Below are 23,931 nucleotides of genomic sequence, written 5' to 3' on the forward strand. Positions count from 1 at the left end.
GCTCGCGGTAGGCATCGGCGGCGGCGTGCCCGACGCCGGCCGGCAACAGGCCGCGCGCCTCGGCGAGCTGCAGCAGCGCGATGTTGCCCACGTCCTCGCGCAGCGGCGGGTGCTCGGCGCTGTGCGCGAGCACGAGGGTCTGCACCGCGAACTCGACGTCCATCATGCCGCCCTCGCCATGCTTCACGTCGAAGCGCGGCGCCCCGGCCTCAAGGCCCTGCCGCGGCAGCGGGTGGGCCGCGCGCACGCGCTCGCGCATGGCCTGGACCTCCTGGCGCAGCGCCTGCGGATCGCGCGGCGCGGCCAGCACCGCGCGGCGCACCGCCTCCACTCTCGGCGCCAGGCTCGGTTCGCCGGCGCACCAGCGGGCGCGCGTGATGGCCTGGTGCTCCCAGGTCCAGGCGGTATTGCTGCCGCGCTGGGTCTGGTAGCGCTCGAAGGCCGCGATCGACGTGACCAGCAGACCGGAATTGCCGTTGGGCCGCAGCGCCGTGTCGATGTCGAACAGCTCGCCCGCTGGTGTGCGCAAGGTCAGCCAGTTGACCAGCTTGCGCGTGAAGGCGGCGTAAACCTCGGCCGCGCGGTCGGCGTCGGGCTCGTCGGCGTCGTCGAACAGAAACACCACGTCGAGGTCCGAGCCGTAGCCCAGTTCCTTGCCGCCGAGCTTGCCGTAGGCGACCACGGCGTACCGCGGATCGTCGCGGTGGCGCTGCCGCAGGTGCTGCCAGGCCCAGCGGATGGCGCAGTCGAGCGTGGCGTCGGCCAGCGCGGAGAGGTCGTCGGCGACCTGCTCGACCGTGAGCTGGCCTTCGACGTCGCGCACCAGCGTGCGGAACACCTCGGCATGGTGGGCGCGGCGCAGCGTGTCGAGCAGCGACTCCTCGTCGGCCTGGCCGCCGCGGGTCCAGGCGCCGTGGCGCTCGTGCAGGTCGCGCAGATAGGCTTCGCGTTCGAAGCGCACGCTGAGCGCACGCGCATCGGCCAGCTCGTCGATCACGCCGGGATAGCGCATCAGGTAGCGCATCGGCCAGCGGGCGAGGCCGAGCAGGCGCAGCAGCCTCGCCAGTACTTCGGGCCGCTCGGCGAGCAGGGCCAGGTAGCTCTCGCGGCGCAGGAGCGGTTCGATCCAGTCGATGAAGCGCAGCATCGGCTGGTAGTGCGCCGCGTCGCGCACGGCCGACGCTTGCGCATGCGGCGCGGTCGCGGCGACCGAGACGGCGGCGCGGGCGATCAGCCGGGCCAGGCGCTGCTTGGTCTCGTCGCGCAGCAAAGCCACCTTGGGCGTGGCGCAGAACGTCTTCACGCGCTCGGCGATGGGCGCCGGCAGCCGGCTCAGGAAGGCTTCGCTGTCCAGCGCGGGCGGCGGCCCGCCGCAGCTCTTGCAGCCGCCGTTGCTGTTGGCCGCGGGCGCGCGGCCGTCGTGCAGCAAGGCGTCGAACTCGGTCGCGACGAACTCGCGGTGGCCGCACAGCGTGTCGAGCAGCTCGCATGCGTCCTCGCGGCAGGCCAGGCCCATCGAGCGCGCGATCCAGCCGAGGTCGGCGTCATCGGTCGGCAGCACGTGGGTCTGCTGGTCGTCGAGATACTGAATGCGGTGTTCGAGGCGACGCAGGAAGCGGTAGGCCTCGCCGAGCTTCAGGGCCGTGTCGGGCTTCATCACGCCCACGGCGACCAGCCGGTCGAGTGCAGCGAGCGTCGAGCGCGTGCGCAGCTCGGGGTATTGACCGCCGCGCACGACCTGCAGCAATTGCACGATGAACTCGATTTCGCGGATGCCGCCGCGAGAGAGTTTCACGTCGTTGGCGCGTTCGGGCCGGCCGGCCGCGCGCTTGGCCGCCTCGTCGCGGATCTTGCGGTGCAGCTGGCGCAGGCCCTCGAACACGCCGTAGTCGAGGTAGCGGCGGAACACGAAGGGCACGACCACGTCGCGCAGGCACAGGGCCTCGCCGTTGCTCATCGCCGAGGCGGGCGCGACGACGCGGCTCTTGAGCCAGGCGAAGCGCTCCCACTCGCGGCCCTGCACCAGAAAGTACTCCTCCAGCATGGCCAAGCTCACCACCGCGGGCCCGGAGTTGCCGTTCGGTCGCAGCGCCAGGTCGACGCGGAAGACGTTGCCGTCTTCGGTGGTCTCGCCGATCAGCGCGTAGAGCGTGCGAGCCACCTGGCTGAAGTACTCGTGGCCGGTGACGATGCCGCGGCCATCGGCGCGCCCGGCGGTGGGGCCGTCTTCCTCGTAGACGTAGATGAGGTCGATGTCGGACGACACATTCAGCTCGCGCGCGCCGAGCTTGCCCATGCCCAGCACCCAGAAGCAAGAGCGCGTGCCGTCGGCGCGCAGCGGTGCGCCGTGCCGCGCGTCCTGTTCGTCGAAGGCCTGCGCCAGGGCTCGGTCGAGCGTCACCTCGGCCAGCAGGCTCATGGTCCGGGTGACGGCGTCGAGCGGCAGCTGCGCCTCGACGTCCAGCACGGCCAGGCGCTCGATGACGAGCTGGCGCGCCACGCGCAGCGCGGCGGGCAGGGCCCGCCCGCCTTCGGACAAGGTGTTGATCAGCGCGCCGATCACGTCGCGCGAGGGCAGGCCTGTCGGCAGCAGAGCGAGCTCGCCGGCGTAGCGGCGGCGGATGCGCTGCACGAAACGCGAATGCTCGGCCCGCGCAGTGCCGAGCAAGAGGGGGGCAGGGCGACCGGCGTCGGCCGCTGATGCGTTGAGCAAGGAGGCCGTCATCTGTGCTTCGGGGCTGTGCTAGCGTGGCGGCCGCTTACGGTGCGGTGCGGGCTCGCGGCGCAGCGATCCGAACCGCACGAAAGCGTGCGGCGCAATCGTCCGGTACCCGGCACCCTGCCGATCACGCTCTCGCTGATGCTGACCATTCCGCCTTCCCCCCGCGTCCCCCGCCGTGCCGACGCCGGCACGCGGCGCCGCGTGCGCGCCGGCTGGCTGACGGCGCTGCGCTGGCTGGCGGCTGCGTTGTTGTTCTTGTGCAGCCTCGTGATCGCGGCCTGGCTCATTGTTCAATGGGGCATTCTGCCGCGTATCGAACACTGGCGTCCGCTGCTGGAAGCCCGCGCGAGTGAGGCTTTGGGCGTGCCGGTACGCATCGGTGTGATCAGCGTCACGCACGACAAGGACGGCCTGCGTTGGGCGCGCGCGATCGAGTTGCGTGATGTCGTGTTGCTCGAGCCTGCAGCGGCCGGCGTTGCGACGGCATCTGCGGCATCGGCCGTTTCGCCCATGCCGCGCTCGCCGTCTGCGTCTGCCGCGCCGACCGAAGGCCCGGCCTCCGGAGCCGCGTCCGCCGTACCGACCGAGGGCCGGTCGTCCGCATCGCCGGCAGTGCGCGAAGCGCTGCGCCTGCCGCGCGTGCGCATTGCGCTGTCGCCGACCTCGCTCCTGCCCGGCTGGGACGGGCGCTGGCGATTGCGTTTCACGCAGTTGCTGATCGAGGGCGCACGGCTCGAATTGCGCCGCGACGCGCAGGGCCGCGTTCGCCTGGCGGGTCTGCCGGCGCACGGCGAGGGGGGCGGTGACGATGGGGCCGAGGACTGGTTCTTCAGCCAGCCCGAGTTCGTCTTGCGCGGTGCCATGCTCACCTGGTTCGATGAGCAGCGCGCCGCCGTGCCGGTCGTGCTGAACGATGCGGACCTGACCGTGCGCAACGGCGTGCGCCGCCACGTGCTGAGCCTGAAAGCGACGCCGCCGCCGGACTGGGGCGCGCGCTTCACGCTGCAAGGCGACTTCACTCAGCCGCTGCTTGCGGGCACCGGCAGCGGCAATTCGCGCGTGCTGGCGCGGCCCGGCGACTGGCGGCGCTGGCGCGGCACGGTCCGGGCCGACCTGCCGGCCATCGATCTGGCGGCGCTGCGCCTGCATGCCGAGCTGCCGTTCGGGCTGGAGAACGGCAGCGGCGCAATGACCGCCGAGTTCGATGTGCGGCAGGCGCGCGTGCTCGGCGCTCGCACCGAGCTGGCGCTGCGCGATGTCGTTCTGCGGCCCGATCCGCCGGTAGAGGTACAGGCGCCGGTGGAGGCGCTGACCTTCGCTGAAGTGGCCGGGCGCCTGAGCGGCCGGCTCGACAGGGCGGCGGACGGCCAGGCGACGGGCGGCGAGATCGTGGCCGAGCGCTTCGGCTTCAGCACCGCCGACGGCCGGGTCTGGCCGCCCGGTGACGCGTTGCTGCGCTGGCGCAACGCCGCCGACGGCACACTGGCCGGCGGCGAGCTTCGAGCCGAGCGCATCGATCTTTCCTTGCTGCACCAGACGCTGGTCGGGTTGCCGCCAGCATGGGTCGACGACGCGATGCGCGAGCGGCTGCGCTCGCTGGACCCGGGCGGCGTGGCCAGCGACGTGCAAGCGCGCTGGGACGGCGCACTGCACGCACCCTCCAGCTACCGCCTGCAGGCGCAGCTCGACGGACTGCGACTCGCCGCCGAGAACCCGGCCGCAGGCATCGAGCCGTCGGCGGCGTCTGCCGCCGGCTACCCCGTGCTCGGCCGGCCCGGCGTGTCCGGCGCAAACGTGGAACTGCTGGCGACCGAAACAGGCGGCAGCGCGCGGATCGCCCTGCACGGGGGCGCTCTCGAGTTTCCGGGCCTGTTCGCACAGCCGCGGGTTGAACTCGACGAGCTCAGCGCCGACCTGAGCTGGCGCATCGATGCGGCTCCTGCCGGCGGCGGGCCGCAGCTCGAGCTGCGTGCACGCGATGTGCGCTTCGCCAATGCCGACGCGCAGGGCGAATTCGACGCCGTGTGGTCACCTTCCGGGCTGGGCACGCCCTCGTCATCCGCCGCCGGGCTTGCCGGCGTTGCACCAGCCAGCGCCGCACCAGCCAGCGCGGCCCCTGCCGGCGCCGCACCTGCCGGCGCTGCAGCGCCAGCTCTTTTCAATCGACTGCCCGGCGTGCTCGACCTGCAGGGCCGATTGGGCCGAATCCAGGCCGCCCGCGTGGCCCGCTACCTGCCGCTGCACATTGCGGCGAACGTGCGCAGCCATGTCGAACAGGCGGTGCAGGGCGGACGCGCGACTGCGGTCGATTTCAGAATACGTGGCGACCTGCGTGATTTTCCGTTCGCCGCCGACAAGCAAGGCACAGCCGCGCACGGCGAGTTTCGCGTTGCCGCGCAACTACAGGATGTGCGTTTCGCGGTCCCGCACGATGACGCCGACGCTGCAGGCGCTGCCCGGCCTGCCGCCGCAAACGCACGTCCCTGGCCCGTCTTCAGCGACGTGCAGGGCGAACTGGTCTTCGAGCGTCGCGCCATGGTCTTGAAGGGACTGCGCGGCCGGCTCGCCTCGGTCGGAAGCGGCGGCCTGCGGGTCGATGGCGTGCAGGGCGGTATCGCCGATTGGGACCATCAGGCGACGCTGCGGCTCGAAGGCGAGGCTCGCGGCCCGCTGACCGACGCGCTGGCGTTCGTGAACAGCACGCCGGTCGGCGGCTGGATTAGCGACGCGCTGGCGCAAACCAGCGTGGGCGGCGCAAACCAGGCGCCGCTGGCGCTGCACCTGGCGCTGAGCATCCCGTTGCAGGGCGACGCTGCCGGCCGCCACACCGGCGACGAGGTGCCGCAGACCACGGCGGCAAGCAGCGTTCGCAAAGGCCTGCCGCGCTCGGCGGTCGGCGAACCGCCGGCCCGCGTGCGCGGTCGCCTCGTGCTGGCCGGCAACGACGTGCGCCTGCGCCCCGATCTGCCGCTGCTGACCAACGCCAAGGCGCGCATCGCCTTCACCGAAGACAGCTTCGAGCTCGGCAACGGCAGCGCCGGCGTGCTCGGCGGCCAGGCCAGCGTGCAGGGCGCTCTCGGAGACGACGGCGCCCTGCGCTTCGACGTGCAAGGCACCGTCAGTGCCGAGAGTCTCGCGCGCGCCACCGAGCTCGGTGCACTGGCCCGTGCCGCCGCGCCGCTCAGCGGCCAGACCGCCTATCGGCTTGCGCTCGGCTTCAGCGAGGGCCAGACCCAATGGCAGCTCGACAGCGATCTGGTGGGCCTGGCCGCCGACCTGCCCGCACCCTTGCGCAAGGCTGCGCAGGAGGCGTGGCCGCTGCGGGTGCAGGCCGGCACGCCGGCCGAGCCGAGCTCCGCTGCAGCAGGAACACCGCGCGATTGGCTGCGGCTCGAACTCGGCCCCGAAAGCGCGCGCGTCTTGCAGATGAATTGGCTGCGCGAGCATGCGCCGGGCGGCACGCGCGTCCTGAGGGGCGGCATCGGCGTGTTCGACGCCGCGCCGCAGCCGGCCGAGGGCGTGGCGGCGAGCGTCAGGCTTTCCCGCCTCGATGTGGACGCTTGGCGGCGTGTCGCCGAAAACTGGAACGCAGGCGCAGGCGCAGGCGCAGGCGCAGGTCCGAGTCCGAGGTCGATCGGCGGTTCAGGGTCAGGGGCGCGCGCTAAAGGCGGGGCGAGTGCGACCGCGAGCGGTTTCGACGCCGGATACGCACCGAGCGCGCTGGCGCTGCAGGTGCAGGCGCTGCAGGTCGGCGGCCGGCAGTTCAACGGCGTGGTCGCCGGGCTGTCGCGCGGGCAGGGTGCCGAGGCCGCGCTGTGGCGAATCAACGTCGACGCGCGCGAGCTGCAGGGCTACGGCGAATATCACCCGGACGGCGTGCGGGGCGCCCAGGGGGCCGGGCGCATCCACGCCCGGCTGACCCGGCTCGCCTTGCCGCAGAGCGAGGCCGACGCCGTCGGCTCGCTGCTCGAGGAGGCGCCACCGACGCACTTGCCCGCGCTCGACGTGGCCATCGAGGACTTCGAGCTGCGCGGCAAGCGCCTCGGCCGCTTCGAGGTCGTGGCGCACAACCGCACGCTTGCCAGCGGCGCGGCCGGCTGGCAGCTCGAGCGGCTGGGGCTGACCACGCCCGAGGCCCAGTTCAGCGCCCACGGCGAATGGGCCGCACCCGCCAGTCCTGGCGCTCGGCGCCGTGCGGTGCTCGACTTCGAACTCCTTGTCGCCGACGGCGGCGAACTGCTCGCGCGCCTCGGCCAGGCCGGCGTGTTGCGCGGCGCCAAGGGAAAACTGGGCGGGCGGATCAGCTGGCTCGGTTCGCCGCTGGCCATCGATTACCCGAGCCTGGCAGGGCGCATGAAAATCGCCTTCGACCGTGGCCAGTTCCTGCAGGCCGACCCCGGCATCGCGAAGCTGCTCGGCGTGCTCAGCTTGCAGGCGCTACCCCGACGGCTGCTGCTCGACTTCCGCGACGTGTTCGAGCAGGGCTTCGCCTTCGACAGCGTCGGCGGCGACGCCACCATCGAGCAGGGCGTGGCCAGCACCCGCAACCTGCGCATGCGCGGCGTGCAGGCGGTGGTGCTGATGGAAGGCAGCGCCGACGTCGAGCACGAAACGCAGGACCTGCGCGTGTGGGTAGTGCCCGAGATCAACGCCGGCACCGCCTCGCTCGCCGTGGCGGTCATCAACCCTGCCGTCGGCCTGGGCAGCTTCCTCGCACAATGGCTGCTGCGTCGCCCGCTGGCACTGGCCGGCACGCGCGAGTTCCACGTCACGGGGCCGTGGGCGGAGCCGGAGGTCGAGCGCATCGAGCGCGGTTTCGGCGAGGCGCCGCCAGCGCTCGATGAGGCGCCGCCTTCGGTGCCGCCCGGGCCCACGACGGGTCAATGAGAAACCAGGAGACGGGATGAAGATCGCTGCCGTGCAGATGCTGTCCACGCCTCGCGTGGAAGACAACCTCGCCAAGGCGCGTGCGCTGATCGCGCAGGCGGCGGCGGCCGGTGCCGAACTGGTGGCGCTGCCCGAGTACTTCTGCCTGATGGGCCGGCGCGAGACCGACAAGCTCGACATCGCCGAGCTGCCCGGCGCCGGCCCGATCCAGCGCATGCTCGCCGACACCGCGCGCGAGCAGCGCGTCTGGCTGGCCGGCGGCACGCTGCCGATGCGCATCGAGGGGCGCAGCGACCGGGTCAGCAACACCCAGCTGGTGTTCGCGCCCGACGGCAGCGTCGCGGCGCGTTACGACAAGATCCACCTGTTCCGCTTCGACGACGGCGAGCGCCGGCACGACGAGACGGCCACCTTGGTGGCCGGCAGCGAGCCGGTGGCTATCACGCTCACCGACCGTTCGGGTCGGGACTGGCGCGTGGGCTTGAGCATCTGTTACGACCTGCGCTTTCCCGAGCTCTACCGCGCCCTCATGCCGCCGCCCTGCGATCTGCTGCTGGTGCCTGCGGCCTTCACTTATCCGACCGGCGAGGCCCACTGGGAGCTGCTGCTGCGCGCCCGCGCGGTCGAGAACCAGTGCATGGTGCTGGCGCCGGCTCAGGGTGGACGGCACGAGAACGGCCGGCGGACCTGGGGCCACGCGATGGCGGTCGGTCCCTGGGGCGAAGTGCTCGCAGTGCGTGACGAGGAAGGGGCGGGCGTGGTGCTGGCCGAGCTGGACGCGCAGCGGCTCGCCGAGGTGAGGACGGCCTTGCCGGCCCTGGAGCATCGGGTGCTGTAACACCGGCGTTTCGCGAGAACGAGGACAAGACTGCGGGGGCTTGCTTCGCCACGGCCACCGCGACTGTGCGCCGCGGCGCGGCCTCAGCGCCACCCGAACATCATCTGCCGCGCCAGCAGCCGCTTGGCCGGCGACAGCAGTTGCAGCCCCGCCAGACCGATGCCCCGCGCGCTGTTCAGTCCGGGCAGTCGCCAGGTGAAGCTGCGCGCAAGAAAATCAGTGGCGGCGATGAGCGCCCAGCGGTCTGGGGCGCGCTGCCACTCGACCCGCTGCAAGGCGGTGTCGATGTCGGGGCTGCGCTGCAGCGAGGCGACCAGCGCATGCGCGTCGCGCAGGCCGAGGTTCAGCCCCTGGCCGGCGACGGGGTGCAGCGTTTGCGCGGCATTGCCGATGCGCACGACCCGGCCGCGGCCGGCTGCTTCGCCCTTCTTGCGCCCTTCGACCAGCGTGCGCTCGGCGTTCAGGCCGAGCGCGAAGCGCTTGAGCGGCGTGATGGACGTGAGGCGGCCGACACGCTCGTGGAACACGGTGTTGAGCAAAGCCAGGCGCTGCGTGTCGTCCAGGTCCTGCACCGGGTCGTCGTCGGCATCGACGCACCACACCAGCGCGGCGCGGCGGACGCCGTCCCCGGCCGAGGGCAGCGGCAGGAGCGCAGCCGGTCCCTGGGGCGTGAAGCGCTCGTAGGCCGTGCCGGCCAGCGCGGCGTTCGCCGTGTCGGCCGGCAAAGTCACTTGGCCGACCCAGGCGGTCTGGCGGTAGTCGTGCGTCAGCGACTTGCGCGCCTGCAGGGCGAACACGCCGCCCTCGGCGACGACGGCGAGATCGAAACGCTCGGCAATGCCGGCATCTACTTCCACACCGCGACTGCCTGCGCCCTGCGCCCCGGGCAGTGATTTCAGCGCCACCACCGGCGTGGCGAAACGTGCGGCCAGCCGGCCGGGCTCCGCCATCACGGCGGCCAACCAGGCCGCCTGCAAGGGGGCCACGATGGCGCCGTAGCTGGCCACGGCGCCGAACCGATCGACACCGCAGTCCTGCGCCGTGAGCAGCAGCTCCGGCTCGGGCAGGCGCAGCACCGAGGCGAGCATCGACGGCTGCTGCTGCGAGACATGCACCGCGGCGATCGGCACGCTGTTCGGTGCGATCTGCGGCCACACGCCCAGGCGCTCGAACACTTGCACGCTGCCCAACGCGAGCGCCAAAGTGCGCGGGTCGCGAGACACGTCGAGCTCGGCGGGTCTGGAGTCGAAGACGCTGATGCGTGCGGCGGGCAGCGCGTGCGCGGCGTGCAGTGCCAAGGCCAGGCCCACGGGGCCGGCGCCCACCACGGCAAGGGAAAGATCGGGGGTCATGCTGAGGCTTCCATTCCTGCAGGTCATGCACCGTGCCCGGCGCAGGCTCGGGGCGGCGTTTCGACGGTGCGGGCATTGTGGGCGCAGGGCGCGAGTGCCTGCGATGCAGGCCGTCGTGCGACGCACCACTGCGCGGCGGCGACCTTCATCGAAGGCCACGCACTTGCAGCGCGCCTATTGCGGAGCGGCGAAACTCGTCGGTTTCGGCAGGACGCTGCAGCCGCTCGCCGGGCCGCGGGCCTTCGGAGGGCCAACGAACGAGCCGGCCGAACGAAACCTGTGCCATCCATCCAAGGAGCTCCCATGATCAAACCCCATCGCATCGCCGTGATCGCCGGCGACGGCATCGGCCAGGAAGTGATGCCGGAAGGCGTGCGCGTGCTGCAGGCCGCCGCCAAGCGCTTCGACCTCGCGCTCGAGTTCGAGGAATTCGATTGGGCTGCGGCAGCCTACTGGCAGCGCACCGGCCAGATGATGCCGGACGACTGGGCCGCCACGCTGAGCGGCTTCAGCGCGATCTACTTCGGCGCCGTCGGCTGGCCGGCCGTGGTGCCCGACCACGTTTCGCTGTGGGGCTCGCTGCTCAAGTTCCGCCGTGATTTCGACCAGTACGTGAACCTGCGGCCGGTGCGGCTGCTGCCCGGCGTGCCCTCGCCGCTGGCGAACAAGAAGCCGGGCGACATCGACATGATGATCGTGCGCGAGAACACCGAGGGCGAGTATTCGTCGGTCGGCGGGCGCATGTTCGAAGGCACCGAGCGCGAGTTCGTGCTGCAGGAGTCGGTGTTCACGCGCCACGGCGTCGATCGCATCCTGAAATACGCCTTCGAGCTGGCCGAACGCCGCCCGCGCAAGACGCTCACCGCGGCCACCAAGAGCAACGGCATCTCGATCAGCATGCCCTACTGGGACGAGCGCGTTGCCGCGATGGCCGCGCACCACCCCGACGTGCGCTGGGACAAGCAGCACATCGACATCCTTTCCGCACGCTTCGTGCTGCAGCCCGAGCGCTTCGACGTGGTGGTGGCGAGCAATTTGTTCGGCGACATCCTCTCCGACCTGGGCCCGGCCTGCACCGGCACCATCGGCCTGGCACCTTCGGCCAATCTCAACCCGGAGCGCAGGTTTCCGTCGCTGTTCGAGCCCGTGCACGGTTCGGCGCCGGACATCTTCGGCCAGCAGATCGCCAACCCCATCGCGATGATCTGGTCGGGCGCGCTGATGCTCGATTTCCTCGGCCGCGCGTCGGGCGCGGACACCGCCAGGCACGTGCAGGCGCACGACGCCATCGTCGCGGCGATCGAGCGCGTGCTGATCGAGGGGCCGCGCACGCGAGACCTGGGCGGTACGGCCGGCACGCAGGAGATCGGCAAAGCCATCGCCGCGTCGCTCTGACTCGGTAAACGTATCGCATTATTTACAAAGGCATCCTCCTTGCCTAACATGCGATACATGCCTGCCCCACAACCCCCCCTTTTCCCTGCGCTCAACCGCCTGCTTGCAGACTTCGGTGAGCGACTCCGAGTGGCTCGCCTTCGCCGCCACCTGACGCTCGAACAAGTCTGCGCGCGTGCGGATGTTTCCCGCATGACCTTGTACCGGGCGGAGTCCGGCAATTCGGCCGTGTCGCTCGGCACATACCTGCGCATCCTGGCCGTCCTCAAGTTGGAGGGCGATCTGGAACTGGTAGCGCGCGATGACACGCTCGGCCGCATGCTGCAAGACCAGGAGCTTCCCGAGCGCCGCGCGCCCCGCCGGCGCAAGACGGATTCCGAAGACACGGGCGAGCCTCCCCAATGAGGCCCGAGGAAGTGCCCGATGGCCGTGCGGTGACGACCTCGCGGGTCTGCTGGCTTGGACGTCCCCAGGGCGCCTGGGGGCGGTCATTTCATTTCCGCATCAACGCTTCGATGTCGTCGGGCCTGACCGGCGCGCCGCGGCTGAGCAGCTCGCAACCCTCCGGCGTGACCAGCGCGTCGTCTTCGATGCGGATGCCGATGTGCCACCAGCGCTCGTCCACGTCGGGCGCCGGGCGCACGTACAGGCCGGGCTCGATGGTGAGCACCATGCCGGGCTGCAAGAGCCGTGACGGCTTCTTGACGACGCGTTGGCCCATGCCGTCGGCTTGCTCGACCGGTGCTTCGTCCAGCGCCGAGTACTCGCCCGCATCGTGCACGTCCAGTCCCAGCCAGTGCCCTGTGCCGTGCATGTAGAAGCGGCGGTAGGCGGCATTGGCCACCACATCGTCCACGCCGCCCAGCGTGTTGCGGTCGAGCAGGCCGAGTTCGAGCAGGCCTTCGCTGAGCACGCGAATCGCCGCCCAGTGGCTGTCGAGCTTGCGGGCGCCGGGGCGGGTGAGCGAGATGGCCGCCTCTTGCGCGGTCAGCACCAACTCGTACAGCGTTCGCTGCGCCGGCGTGTAGCGGCCGTTCACCGGGAACGTGCGGGTGATGTCGCTGGCATAGCCGCCGTATTCGCAGCCGGCGTCGATCAGGCACAGCTCGCCCGCCTCGAGCTCCGCATCGCCGGCGCCGCCGAGCCCGAGCTCTGCACTGCCGGCCTGGTAATGGAGGATGCAGGCATTGCGCCCGGCCGCGACGATGCTGTTATAGGCCGGCCCGCTGGCTCCGCTGCGCCGGAACTCGTGCAACAGCTCGGCCTCGAGCTCGTATTCGCGCAGGCCGGGCCGGCAGGCGCGCATGGCGCGCACATGAGCCGCTGCGCCGATCTCGCCGGCGCGGCGCATGAGTGCCACCTCGTGGGCGTCCTTGAAGAGCCGCATTTCGTCGAGCACCACGGCCAGATCGCGCTGCTGCGCCGGCGCCTCGATGCCGCTGCGCGAGCGTGAGCGCACCGCGGCCAGCCAGCCGTTCACCTGAGCAGCGAGGCCGTCGTGGCCGCCGAACGGAAACCACACGGCGGGCTGATTCGCCAGGCGCTCGGGCAGCACTTCGTCGAGCAACGCCACCGGCAGCGCCTCATCGATGCCCAAGGTGGCTGCGGCGGTATCGGGCCCGAGCCGGTAGCCGTCCCAGATCTCACGCTCCGTGTCCTTGGGCCGGCACAGCAGCAGACTGCTACCGGCGGCATCGAGCAGCAACCAAGCGCCGGGCTCGGCAAAGCCGGTGAGGTAGAAAAAGGCGCTGTCATGCCGAAAAGGGTGCTCGCTGTCGGCGTTGCGCGGGCGCTCGGGCGCGGTGGGGAGCAGCGCCAGGCCGCCGCCGGCCGCGCGCAGCGCCGCACAGACGCGGGCACGGCGCGAGGCATAGACGTCGGTGGGCATGGGGCGATGCGGCAGTGGGTACGCTTGGCAGTCTAGACGCCGCCCGCTTGGTCCTTTCTAGCGGCGTGAAAACGGAGAAATACGCATGCAATACCGCCGTCTCGGCCGCAGCGGCCTGCAGGTCAGCGAGCTGTCGCTGGGCTCGTGGGTCACGTACCACAACCAAGTGAACGTCGCCTCGGCCAAGGAGATGCTCGCGGCCGCGCTCGACGCCGGCATCAACTTCTTCGACAACGCCGAGATCTATGCCAACGGCCGCAGCGAAACCATCATGGGCGAGGCTTTCAAGCAGCTCGGCCTCTCGCGGCTCGACTACGTGGTCTCGACCAAGTTCTTCTGGGGCCTGGACCGCGCCCAGCCGGGCCAGCGGCCGCGCATCAACGCGCAGGACACGCTCAACCGCAAGTATCTGAACCACGCGATGGACGCCTCGCTCGCGCGGCTGCAGATGGATCACGTCGATCTGGTGTTCTGCCACCGGCCCGACCCGGCGACGCCGATCGAGGAAACGGTCTGGGCCTTCCATGACCTCATCACGAAGGGGAAGTTGCTTTACTGGGGCACCAGCGAGTGGAGTGCGGCCGAGATCCGCGCGGCCTGGGACATCGCCGACAAGCACCACCTGCACAAGCCGGTGATGGAGCAGCCGCAATACCACCTGTTCCACCGCAAGCGCGTCGAGCACGAGTACGCGCGGCTGTATGACGACATCGGCCTGGGCCTGACCACCTGGAGCCCGCTGGCCAGCGGGCTGCTCACCGGCAAGTACCGCAACGGCGTTCCCGAGGGCAGCCGCGCTTCGCTCGAGAACATGGCCTTCTTGCGCGAGGGTCTGCTCGATGCCGGGAAAAACGCGGCCGTCGGCGAACTGGAGAAGATTGCCGTCGAGCTGGGCGGCAGCGTGGCGCAGTTGGCTATTGCCTGGATCAACCGCAATCCACGCGTGAGCACGGTGATCCTCGGGGCCAGCAAGCTCTCACAGTTGCACGACAACCTGGGCGCGCTGGGACTCACCCCCAAGCTCACACCGGAGGTGATCGCGCGCATCGACGCGATCACGCAGCCGCTCGCGGTCTGAACGCCGCCTGCCGGCCGGCGCTCGGAAGCTCAGCTCGACCCGGTAGATGGCGGTCGTGCCGCTCACTTCGTTGCCGACCCATCAACAAGGGCTCGCCGGTCGGCGAAGCTGAGGCCGGGATGAAGGCCAGGCCCTCGGGGCCGAGATCGCCGGCAGTCGCCAGCACCGTGCCCGGGTCGTCGGTGGTCCAGTCTTCGCGGGTGTTGAGGTAGTCGACACGCACCGGCGCGCGCGGATCGGTGACGTCGTAGACCAGCACGCCGCCCATGCGCTCCAGACCGAGGAAGAGGAAGGTCCTGTCGCCATGCGCCCCAGGGTCAGGCCTTCCGGCTCGGACAGCGTAGGCGCACAACATGAAGAGATTTCGACATTGCGATGACGGTTGCATGACGGCGGGCGGCCGTCCGGCGGCCGGGCAAGGCACGGCCGGGTATCCGGACGCGACTCGAACGAAGCCCGTGACCGCGAAGGCGCGCGAGCTTCAGCCGCGTGGCAGCGCCGACGGATCGAGCTTGGTGGCCGGATGCGCCGGCGCCATCGGATGCAGCGCGCGGCGCAGCGCGGCGCGCTTGTCAGCGGCGGCGCGGCGGCGGTTGTCGGCCACCACGTCCATTTGCAGCCGCACGAAGTTGGCCAGGTCCTCGACGCGGCCTTCGCCGCCGAGCAGCGCGCCGGTGCGCGGCATCTTCACCGCCTTGCCGGTCTTGAGCATCAGGACCAGTTGACAAGCTCCGGGACGCAGCCAGGCCGGCCCGCGGGCCGGCCGGTTGCGCTCGACGACCAGTACCTCGCGCAGGTCAGAGATCGCGACGCGGCGCGACGATTTGCGCCAGCCGCGCCGCCACGTCACGAACTTCACGCTGGCCGCGACGCGTTCCCACGCCCACAGGTCCCAGCCGACCGCGACGGCCCACAGCCCGAGCGCCGGCCACAGCGACCAGTCCGCCGAGCGCAGCGCGGTCGCACCGAGCAGACCGGCGGCGATCAGCGCCAGCCAGACCGGGAGCAAGCCGCGCTCGCCCGGCGTCCACAGGCTGCGCTCGTAAAGCGCGGAATCGGTGTGCTCACCCGAAAGCGGCTGGTACGCGAGCAGCGCCACGCGCAAACCCCGCACCACGGCGTACTGCAGCAGCACCGCGGCCGCAACGCCTGCCGCGCCGATCAGCGCCGTCGTCAGCGCATCCATGTGTCGCTCCTCCGTTCATGTCTCGTCGTTCTGCAGGGCCTGCCAGCGCTCCGGTGTGCCGACATCGGCCCAGGGGCCGGTGTACAGGCTGCCACTGATGCGCCCCTGCGCAATCGCTGCGTCGAAGCATGGCTTCAGCGCGGCCTTGCGGCCGGGCGCAACACCCGCCACCAGCGCCGATTGGAACAAGCCCACGGTCGAGTACGTGTAACGGGTCTGCTGTTGCGTGTCGTCAGCGGCCAACACACGGCCCTCGGGGCTCAGGCCGAAGTCGCCGCGCGGGTGCTGCGGCGGGTTGGGCACGAGCCAGAGGTGGGCCAGATCGCCGCGGGCCGTGAAGTCGGTCACGTGTTGCGCGTCGAAGCGAAAACCGGGAATGAACACGTCACCGCCCACGACCCAGAACGTGTCGCTTTGCAACAGTGGCAACGCAGTGGCGATGCCGCCCGCGGTTTCGAGCGCACCGCCGTGATCGCGGCCTTCCATCGAATAGCGAATCACCAGGCCGAAGCACGAGCCGTCGCCCAGCAGGGCGGGGAACTGCTCCTCGAGCCAGGCGGTGTTGATGACGACCTCGCGCACCCCGCTGGCTGCAAGCGCTTCGAGATGCCAGACGATGAGCGGCTTGCCGCGCACCGGCAGCAAGGGCTTCGGGGTGTGGTCGGTCAGCGGGCGCATGCGCTCACCGCGGCCGGCTGCAAGGATGAGCGCTTTCATGGCGCCGCAGTCTAGGGCAGTGGTGCGCCGGGCGGCGGCGGCAGCAGCTGCTGTCGAAGCCCCCGGGGCGGCTCAATCCGCCCCGGTCAGCGAGCTCATGAAGGCGCCTCGTAAAATCGCCGGTTCTTCGTTCAGCAGCCCGCGTTTCGCCGCAATCGCCCCCCTCGCCCATGGCCGCCCCCGACATCCGATCAAAGCTCGACCCAGTCACCACCCCCGAGCCCGTCCTGATGGCCAGCGCGATCCGCGCGCTGGCGATGGACGCCGTGCAGCAGGCCAATTCCGGCCACCCCGGCGCGCCGATGGGCATGGCCGACATGGCGGTGGCCCTGTGGGGCCGCCACCTGCGCCACAACCCGGCCGATACGCGCTGGGCGAATCGCGACCGCTTCGTGCTTTCCAACGGCCACGGCTCGATGCTGATTTATGCGCTGCTGCACCTGAGCGGCTATGCGCTGCCAACCGACGAGCTGCGCAACTTTCGACAACTGCACAGCAAGACGCCCGGCCATCCCGAGGTCGGCGTCACGCCCGGCATCGAAACCACCACCGGCCCGCTCGGCCAGGGCTTGGCCAACGCGGTCGGCATGGCGCTCGCCGAGAAGCTGCTCGCGGCCGAGTTCAACCGCCCGGCGCACGCGGTGGTCGATCACCACACCTACGTTTTTCTCGGCGATGGCTGCCTGATGGAAGGCATCAGCCACGAGGCCTGCGCGCTGGCCGGCGCCTGGAAGCTGAACAAGCTGATCGCGCTGTACGACGACAACGGCATTTCCATCGACGGTCAGGTCGCGCCCTGGTTCATCGACGACAGCGCCAAACGCTTCGCGGCCTACGGGTGGAACGTCATCGGCCCGATCGACGGCCACGACACCGATGCGGTCGATGCCGCGATCGCCAAGGCAAAGGACTGCACCGACAAGCCCAGCTTCATCGTCTGCAAGACCGCCATCGGCAAGGGCTCGCCCAACCGCGCCGGCACCGCCAAGGCGCACGGCGAGCCGCTCGGCGCGGACGAGATCGTGCTCACGCGCACGGCGCTGGCCTGGACGCACGAGCCCTTCCACGTTCCGCAGGAAGCCTATGACGCCTGGGATGCGCGGGCCAGCGGGGCCGAGGCGCAGGCGAAGTGGGAGGCGGGCTTCGCGGTCTACCGCGCGGCGCATCCCGAGATCGCGGCCGAGTTCGAGCGCCGCATGCTGGGCGAGCTGCCGGCCAACTTCGCGCAGACCGCCGTCGATGCCGCGATTGCCGCGCATACGAAGGCTGAAACGGTCGCCACCCGCAAGGCCAGCCAGATGGCGCTCGAGGCCTTCACGGCCGCGCTGCCCGAGCTGATCGGCGGCTCGGCCGACCTGACCGGCTCGAACCTCACCAACACCAAGAGCACCCCACCGCTGCGCATGGGCGAAGGCGGCGAACCCGTGCTGGGCGAGAACGGCCGGCCCGGGCGCCACATCAACTACGGCGTGCGCGAATTCGGCATGGCCGCGGTGATGAACGGTTTGGCGCTGCACGGCGGCTTCATTCCCTACGGCGGCACCTTCCTGACCTTCAGCGACTATTCGCGCAACGCCATCCGCATGGCCGCGCTAATGAAGCAGCGTGTGATCCACGTGTTCACGCACGACAGCATCGGCCTGGGCGAGGACGGGCCCACGCACCAGAGCGTCGAGCATGCGGCCAGCCTGCGCCTGATCCCCAACCTCGACGTCTGGCGCCCGGCCGACACGGCCGAAACCGCGGTCGCCTGGACCCGCGCGCTGCTCAATGCCGATCGGCCGACGGCCCTGCTGCTGTCGCGCCAGAACCTGCCGTACTGCCCGAAGGACCAGCTCGACGAGATCGCCCGTGGCGCCTACGTGCTGGCCGAGCCCGGCGAGGTCGGCCTGAAGAAGAAGGCGCAGGCGGTCATCCTGGCCAGCGGCTCCGAGGTGCAGCTCGCGTTGCACGCGCAGCAGCAGCTCGCGGTGGCCGGCATCGCGGTGCGCGTCGTCTCGGTGCCCTCGACGACCACCTTCGACCGCCAGGACGCCGCCTACAAGCGCAGCGTGCTGCCCGAGGGCCTGCCGCGTGTGGCGGTCGAGGCAGGGGTCACCGACGGCTGGTGGAAATACGGCTGCGCCGCGGTGGTCGGGCTCGACACCTACGGCGAATCCGCGCCTGCAAACGTGCTGTTCAAGCACTTCGGCTTCACGGCGGAGAACGTCGCGGCCACGGTGCGCAAGGTCTTGTCCAAACACTGAACGAAGGAGTCCACGATGACCATCAAAGTCGCCATCAATGGCTATGGCCGCATCGGCCGCAACGTGCTGCGCGCCCACTACGAGGGCGGCAAGAAGCACGACATCCAGATCGTCGCCATCAACGACCTGGGCGACCCGAACACGAACGCTCACCTGACGCAGTACGACACCGCGCACGGCCGCTTCCCGGGCACGGTGACGGTCGAGGGCGAGCACATGGTCGTCAACGGCGACAAGATCAAGGTGCTGGCCACGCGCAACCCGGCCGAGTTGCCCTGGGGCGAGATGGGCGTGGACGTGGTGATGGAGTGCACGGGCTTCTTCACCACCAAGGAGAAGGCCTCGGCGCACCTGAAGGGCGGGGCGAAGAAGGTGATCATCTCGGCACCGGGCGGCAAGGACGTCGATGCGACCATCGTCTTCGGCGTCAATCACAAGGTGCTCAAGGCCAGCGACACGGTGATCTCCAACGCCTCGTGCACCACCAACTGCCTGGCGCCACTCGTCAAGGCGCTGCACGACGCCATCGGCGTCGAGACCGGCCTGATGACGACGATCCACTCCTACACCAACGACCAGGTGCTCACCGACGTCTACCACGAGGATCTGCGCCGCGCGCGCAGCGCCACGATGAGCATGATCCCGACCAAGACGGGTGCTGCCGCCGCGGTCGGGCTGGTGATGCCGGAGTTGAACGGCAAGCTCGACGGCTTCGCGATCCGCGTGCCGACCCTCAACGTGTCGGTGGTGGACCTGAGCTTCACGCCCAAGCGAGCGACCACCGTCGACGAGGTGAACAAGGTGCTGCAGGCCGCCAGCGAGGGCGAGCTGAAAGGCATCCTGGGCGTCAATACCTTGCCGCTGGTCAGCGTCGACTTCAACCACGACGCGCGCTCCAGCGTGTTCGACGCGACGCAGACGCGCGTGTCGGCCGACGGCAAGCTGGTCAAGGTGCTGAGCTGGTACGACAACGAGTGGGCGTTCTCGAACCGCATGCTGGACACGACGGTCGCGCTGATGGCGGCCAAGTAAGGGGCTGATAGGGGAGGCCGCAGCGGCGGCCTCCCCGAGGACCAAAGTGCTCTGCCCTTGCCCCGGCGATGGCAACAGGCGCTCACCCCTCGCGAGATCGACGCGCCGTTGAGGATCATTCACGCGGGCGATCTGCGGTTCGGTGCCGAAGCTGCAACGCGCCATCGGCTTTTGCGCGGTGTGCGGGTTCACGATGGGTGTCGGCAAACCCCTGCGCGACGCCGACGCCGACTCACTGGCTAAAGTCGGCGCGCCTCCTACACTGGCCCGCCTCACCGCCCGCCGCGAAACGCCATGCAACGTCTGCCTCGTTTTTGTGCCTTGCTTTCGTTGACGGCCATGCTCGCCGTTGCGGGCACCCTGCTGCCGAACTCGGCCAGAGCCGCCGATGCCGAAGCGCGGGCTCGCGTGATCGTCAAGCTCAAGCCGCCGACCGAGGCGCCGGGGGCTGCCCGCGTCGTGCCGCTCGCCGAGCGCCTGAACCGCGCCGCCGTGCGCCACGGCGCGCAGCCGCAGGCCCAGCGCCCGTTGGGCGGCGAAGTGCGCCTGCTGACGGCCTCGGGCATCGACTCGGCCAGCCTCGCGCGTCAGCTCGCCGCAGATCCGGAGGTGGCCTACGCCGTGCCCGACCGGCGCATGCGGCGGAATGTGGTGCCGAACGACACGCTGTACGGCTTTCGCGCGGGCGGTGATCCGGAGGTGGGGCAGTGGTATCTGCGTTCGCCGGACAGCCTTTTCCGCTCGGCGATCAATGCGGAGTCGGCCTGGACGCCTGCGGTGGTTCAGGGAAGCCGCAGCGTGGTCGTCGCCGTGCTCGACACGGGCGTGCGCTTCGACCACCTCGACCTCGGCACCAAGCTGCTGCCCGGCTACGACTTCATCCGCGACACCCTGACCGCCGCCGACGGCGACGGCCGCGACGCCGATGCCAGCGACCCGGGCGACTGGGTCACGGTCGAGGAAGTGCAGCGAAGCAGCAAGGACGACCTCACCGAGGACTGCTTGCCGCGCAACGAAGCCGGGCAACTGCTTGACGCCGAGAGCTCCTGGCACGGCACCAAAGTCGCCGGCATGGTGGGTGCGCTCACCGACAACGGCGAGGGCATTGCCGGCGCCGGCTGGGACGTGCGGGTCTTGCCTGTGCGCGTGCTCGGCAAGTGCGGCGGCTTCGAGTCCGACATCGTCGTGGCGATGCGCTGGGCTGCGGGCATGGCGGTGGAGGGCGTGCCGGACAACCCGGCCGCCAACCGCGCGAAGATCGTCAACCTCAGCCTCGGCGGCGCGGGGGCGTGCCGCGCGGCTTACGCCGATGCGGTGGCCGATCTCACGGCCCTCGGCGTCACGGTCATCGCCTCTGCCGGCAACACCGCCGGGCATGTGGTCAGTGCGCCCGCCAACTGCGAAGGCGTGATCGGCGTCGGCGGTTTGCGCCACATCGGCACCAAGGTCGGTTTTTCCGATCTCGGACCCGAGGTCGCGATCAGCGCGCCGGGTGGCAACTGCATGAACACCCAGCCCAACGAGCCCTGCCTGTACCCGCTGATCACCACGACGAACGCCGGCATCACGACGCCGGCCCCGGCGAGTTCGGTCTACACCAACGGCAGCACCGACATCACGGTGGGCACGAGCTTCTCCGCGCCACTGGTTTCAGGCGCGGCGGCGCTGATGCTCGCGGTGCAGCCTGGCCTCACGCCGGACGAGTTACGCGCGCGGCTGCAAGCCACCGCGCGGACCTTTCCGACGACTGGCGCCGTGTCCGGCACGCCGCAGTGCACCGCGCCGCGCTTCGACAACCGCGGCGATTCGATCGACCAGCTCGAGTGCTACTGCACCACCGAGACCTGCGGCGCCGGCATGCTCGACGCCCGAGCCGCTGTGCAGGCCGCGCTCGGCATCGTGGCCCGCATCTCGCTGGTCGGCGACGGCGACCCGCAGGCCGGCGAGCCACTGACCCTCGGCACGAGCGACTCGCTGCTGCCCGACGGGCGCAGCATCGCCGGCGTGCAGTGGACGCTGGTCGAGGACGGCGGGATCGTCGATGGCTTCGATACGCCGGCCAACGCGCCCACCGTGCAGCTGACCCCGAGCGCCGGCGGCGACTTCACGGTGCGGGTGCGGGTCGAGGACAACGAGGGCGATTTTGCGGAGCAGACCGTGCGCGTCACCGTCCAGGGCCCGTCGCGCGACCGCGGTGGCGGCGGCGGTGGAGGCGTCATGGGCGTCGGCTACCTGCTGGCCTTGCTCGCGGCGCTCCCCGCGGTGCGTCGCGCCGTGCAGGGCCGCAGCAAGCCGGCTCGGCAAAGCGGCCGGCGCGCCTTGCGCTGATCTTGATCAGCATCGCACTGACGCTCACTGCGTCGGCGCGGGCGCTCAGCGCTCAGACAGCGCGTTCGGGTTCCGGCAGGGCACGAAAGGCTTGCCGCGCAGCCGCTCGGCGGCCAGCCCGGTGAGCAGCGCCTGCGTTGGCGCGTCGGCCTGAGCCACGCGCAAGGCGCGGGTCACCCGTGGGGAGCCTTCGATCACGCGAGCAGTTTGCACGTCGCGTGCTTCCAGCGCCGTGAGTTCCAGTTCGGCGGCTTCGCGGTTGTCGTGCCGGCTCAGGATCAGCATCGGTGCGGCGCCCGGCGTGCTCGCCTGCTCCGGCATGACGCCGCGGCGGCGCAGTTCGTCGCGCCGGGTCTGCAGTTGCTCGGCGTCGAAGAACGGCCCCACGACCACCCACCAGCCGCCGCCTGCCGCTGGTATCTCGCGCACGGCCCAGGTACCGCCCGGCCAGGCGGCCTGCAGGGCCGGCTGCACGGCGGCTAGCTCAGTGGCGGTGTAGGGCCCGGCTTCCAGGCACACCGTGGCCGCAGGCGCGGCCGCCGCCCTGGCAAGGCGCTGCGCTGCGGAGGCAGCCTCGGGCGTGAGGATCTCGACCCGCTCGGGGCGCACCTGACGCGCCATCCGTCCCGGCTCGCGCTCGCCCTCGGGATGCGCGCCGATCGCGCCGTGCAGCGGCGCCAGCCAGCCCTGGCGCCAGACCCAAAAGCCCGCGTTGGCGAGCAGCAGCACGAGCACCAGCGCTCTCAGCATGGGCGCACGCTCACTTCGCCGCTGTGCACGAGGCGCAGGCCGCTGTCGGTCAGCAGCCTGAGCGCGCCGGTGGCATCGACGCCATCGGCAAGGCCGATGGGCGCCTCGGGGTCAGTGGTCGTCACGGCCCGGCCGGCCAGCGCGTCGCGCGCCTCAAAACGCGCTGCGAAAGCGGCGAAGCCTTGCGTCTCGAAGACGGCGAGTGCGCCGAGCAGCGGTTCAGCCAGTCGCGCAAGCAGTTCGGGCGCACGCGCTTGCGGCTCGATCTCTCGCCAGCCCGCGGCGAGCTGATCAAGGCCCGGCCGCGCAGCCGGCGGTGCAAGGTTGATGCCGACGCCGATCACGGCATGGCGGCCCGGCCCGTCGCCCGCGGCCAGCGGCAGTGTTTCAATCAGCACGCCGCCCAGCTTGCGTCCCTCACCCGGCTCATCGACCAGCCACAGGTCGTTGGGCCATTTGAGGCGCACGCGGGCGTGCAGCGTCTCGGCCAACGCCACGCCCATGGCCAGCGAGAGGCCCGACCAGTCGGCGGGCGCGAGGCGCAAGCCGAGCGAAAAGCAGAGTTGCTGCGGGCCGCTGTCGGGCGACGGCGCGTCGCTGAACCAGGGCCTGCCGAGGCGGCCGCGACCGGCCGTCTGCCGCTCGCAAGCCAGCAGGCAGGCGCTCGTGTCGCCGGCGCGGGCGCGCTCGAGCAGCCGGGTGTTGGTGGAGTCGGTCTCGGCCAGCAGTTCCACAGTGAGGCCGGGCCGCAGCGGCTCGAGCCGGGCACGCAGCGACGGTATCGCCCAGCCGGTCGACGCGCTCGCTGCGATCACGCCGGGCGTGACCGGCGTGTCGAGCGAGAAGCGACCGGCTTGCACGCGAGTTTCAGCGTTTGGGTGCGAGCATGGTGCCGCGGCAACGCTTGGCGCCGCAGCGGCATTCGTACTGCTTCTTCAGCTTCGCGCTGTAGCGCTCGTCGATGATCAGCCCGTAGTCGTAGAACAGCTCCTGGCCGGGCTTGACGGCGCGCAGCGTCTTGATGAACACGCGGCCGTCCTCTTCATCCGCCTCCAGGTTGGGAGCGCAGGAATGGTTGATCCAGCGCGAGGCGTTGCCGCCGTACTTGGCGTCGATGACGTGGTCTTCGTCGATGCTGAAGTAGAAGGTGTGGTGCGGATCGCTCGGGTCGTGCGGATGGCGGCGCAGCGCTTCGGGCCAGGCGATCACCTCGCCGGTGTATTCGATCAGGAGTTCGCCTTTGGCGAGCGGCTGCAATGCGAACATGCCCTTGCCGTGCACGCCGGAGCGGCGCACCTGAATGCGCCGCCCGCCGGCGCTTCGAGGATGATCGGCGCCGTTGACGGGGCGGCCATTGCGCCCTTCGGCCGGGGCCTCGGCGCTGCGTTGGGGCGGGGTCTTGCGGCGCGCGGTTTGCGTCATGAACGGGTTTGGATACATTGAAATCATGGGTGCGCGCACGTGAGCGCGTGCGCGCGAGAGCCGGATTGTAGGGACGCCAACGCGGCATCG

17 protein-coding genes are annotated in these 23,931 nt (G+C 70.7%); 8 read left to right on the plus strand and 9 right to left on the minus strand.

Translation table 11 applies throughout. From position 1 onward, the window contains the following. A partial coding sequence (gene glnE, locus H0W38_RS00935; protein WP_292450640.1) for a bifunctional [glutamate--ammonia ligase]-adenylyl-L-tyrosine phosphorylase/[glutamate--ammonia-ligase] adenylyltransferase occupies positions 1–2,725 on the minus strand: 2,725 nt, incomplete at its 3' end. 84 nt (positions 2,726–2,809) lie between these two features. On the opposite strand from glnE, the gene H0W38_RS00940 reads away from it, so the two are divergent. Then, positions 2,810–7,609, plus strand: a complete 4,800-nt coding sequence (locus H0W38_RS00940; protein ID WP_292450641.1) for an AsmA-like C-terminal region-containing protein — start codon at positions 2,810–2,812, stop codon at positions 7,607–7,609. Positions 7,610–7,625: 16 nt separating this feature from the next. Further along, a complete protein-coding gene (locus H0W38_RS00945; RefSeq protein WP_292450642.1) occupies positions 7,626–8,447 on the plus strand; it encodes a carbon-nitrogen hydrolase family protein in 822 nt (273 codons plus the stop codon). 83 nt (positions 8,448–8,530) lie between these two features. Here the strand turns inward: H0W38_RS00945 and H0W38_RS00950 are convergent, their stop codons facing one another. After that, positions 8,531–9,799, minus strand: a complete 1,269-nt coding sequence (locus tag H0W38_RS00950; RefSeq protein ID WP_292450643.1) for an FAD-dependent monooxygenase — start codon at positions 9,797–9,799, stop codon at positions 8,531–8,533. 303 nt (positions 9,800–10,102) lie between these two features. Here H0W38_RS00950 and H0W38_RS00955 point away from each other — a divergent pair, with 303 nt between their 5' ends. Both H0W38_RS00955 and H0W38_RS00960 read left to right on the plus strand, forming a co-directional pair. Next, complete coding sequence (locus H0W38_RS00955; RefSeq protein ID WP_292450644.1) at positions 10,103–11,194, plus strand: tartrate dehydrogenase; 1,092 nt, start codon at positions 10,103–10,105, stop codon at positions 11,192–11,194. 57 nt (positions 11,195–11,251) lie between these two features. Beyond that, positions 11,252–11,599 (plus strand): helix-turn-helix transcriptional regulator, encoded by a 348-nt coding sequence (locus tag H0W38_RS00960; protein WP_292450645.1) that lies wholly within the window; start codon positions 11,252–11,254, stop codon positions 11,597–11,599. Positions 11,600–11,687: 88 nt separating this feature from the next. Here H0W38_RS00960 and H0W38_RS00965 read toward each other — a convergent pair whose 3' ends face one another. Continuing rightward, entirely contained in the window at positions 11,688–13,082 is a 1,395-nt protein-coding gene (locus H0W38_RS00965) for an aminopeptidase P N-terminal domain-containing protein (RefSeq protein ID WP_292450646.1), read from the minus strand. 85 nt (positions 13,083–13,167) lie between these two features. Between H0W38_RS00965 and H0W38_RS00970 the strand changes: the two genes are divergently transcribed. Beyond that, entirely contained in the window at positions 13,168–14,160 is a 993-nt protein-coding gene (locus tag H0W38_RS00970; protein ID WP_292450647.1) for an aldo/keto reductase, read from the plus strand. Here H0W38_RS00970 and H0W38_RS00975 read toward each other — a convergent pair. From H0W38_RS00975 to murU, 3 genes are all read right to left on the minus strand, one after another. Further along, complete coding sequence (locus H0W38_RS00975) at positions 14,138–14,515, minus strand: hypothetical protein (protein WP_367161560.1); 378 nt, start codon at positions 14,513–14,515, stop codon at positions 14,138–14,140. The two genes, H0W38_RS00970 and H0W38_RS00975, sit on opposite strands and share 23 nt — an antisense overlap. A gap of 126 nt (positions 14,516–14,641) precedes the next feature. Beyond that, positions 14,642–15,346 (minus strand): hypothetical protein, encoded by a 705-nt coding sequence (locus H0W38_RS00980; protein ID WP_292450648.1) that lies wholly within the window; start codon positions 15,344–15,346, stop codon positions 14,642–14,644. Between the two features lie 15 nt (positions 15,347–15,361). Further along, entirely contained in the window at positions 15,362–16,063 is a 702-nt protein-coding gene (murU, locus tag H0W38_RS00985) for an N-acetylmuramate alpha-1-phosphate uridylyltransferase MurU (RefSeq protein WP_292450649.1), read from the minus strand. A 170-nt stretch (positions 16,064–16,233) separates the two neighbouring features. Between murU and tkt the strand changes: the two genes are divergently transcribed. The 3 genes from tkt (at position 16,234) to H0W38_RS01000 (ending at position 21,669) form a co-directional block, all read left to right on the plus strand. After that, the gene (gene tkt, locus H0W38_RS00990; protein WP_292450650.1) at positions 16,234–18,309 is read left to right on the plus strand and encodes a transketolase; all 2,076 of its coding nucleotides are present in this window, start codon (positions 16,234–16,236) and stop codon (positions 18,307–18,309) included. 15 nt (positions 18,310–18,324) lie between these two features. Then, a complete protein-coding gene (gap, locus tag H0W38_RS00995; protein WP_292450651.1) occupies positions 18,325–19,341 on the plus strand; it encodes a type I glyceraldehyde-3-phosphate dehydrogenase in 1,017 nt (338 codons plus the stop codon). Between the two features lie 294 nt (positions 19,342–19,635). Beyond that, a complete protein-coding gene (locus tag H0W38_RS01000; protein WP_292450652.1) occupies positions 19,636–21,669 on the plus strand; it encodes a S8 family serine peptidase in 2,034 nt (677 codons plus the stop codon). 45 nt (positions 21,670–21,714) lie between these two features. Here the strand turns inward: H0W38_RS01000 and H0W38_RS01005 are convergent, their stop codons facing one another. From H0W38_RS01005 to H0W38_RS01015, 3 genes are read right to left on the minus strand one after another with little or no spacing between them, the layout of a single operon-like run. Further along, positions 21,715–22,419, minus strand: a complete 705-nt coding sequence (locus H0W38_RS01005) for a hypothetical protein (protein ID WP_292450653.1) — start codon at positions 22,417–22,419, stop codon at positions 21,715–21,717. Next, positions 22,413–23,279 carry a biotin--[acetyl-CoA-carboxylase] ligase gene (locus tag H0W38_RS01010; protein ID WP_292450654.1) on the minus strand — a complete coding sequence of 289 codons (867 nt, stop codon included), beginning with the start codon at positions 23,277–23,279 and terminating at the stop codon, positions 22,413–22,415. The genes H0W38_RS01005 and H0W38_RS01010 overlap by 7 nt, the downstream gene beginning before the upstream one ends. A 7-nt stretch (positions 23,280–23,286) precedes the next feature. Next, positions 23,287–23,841: an SET domain-containing protein-lysine N-methyltransferase gene (locus H0W38_RS01015; RefSeq protein ID WP_292450655.1), complete on the minus strand. Its 555-nt coding sequence runs from the start codon at positions 23,839–23,841 to the stop codon at positions 23,287–23,289. Between the last annotated feature and the right edge of the window lie 90 nt (positions 23,842–23,931).

This window comes from Methylibium sp. (genome assembly GCF_013817365.1).
Taxonomy (GTDB): Bacteria; Pseudomonadota; Gammaproteobacteria; order Burkholderiales; family Burkholderiaceae_C; genus Methylibium.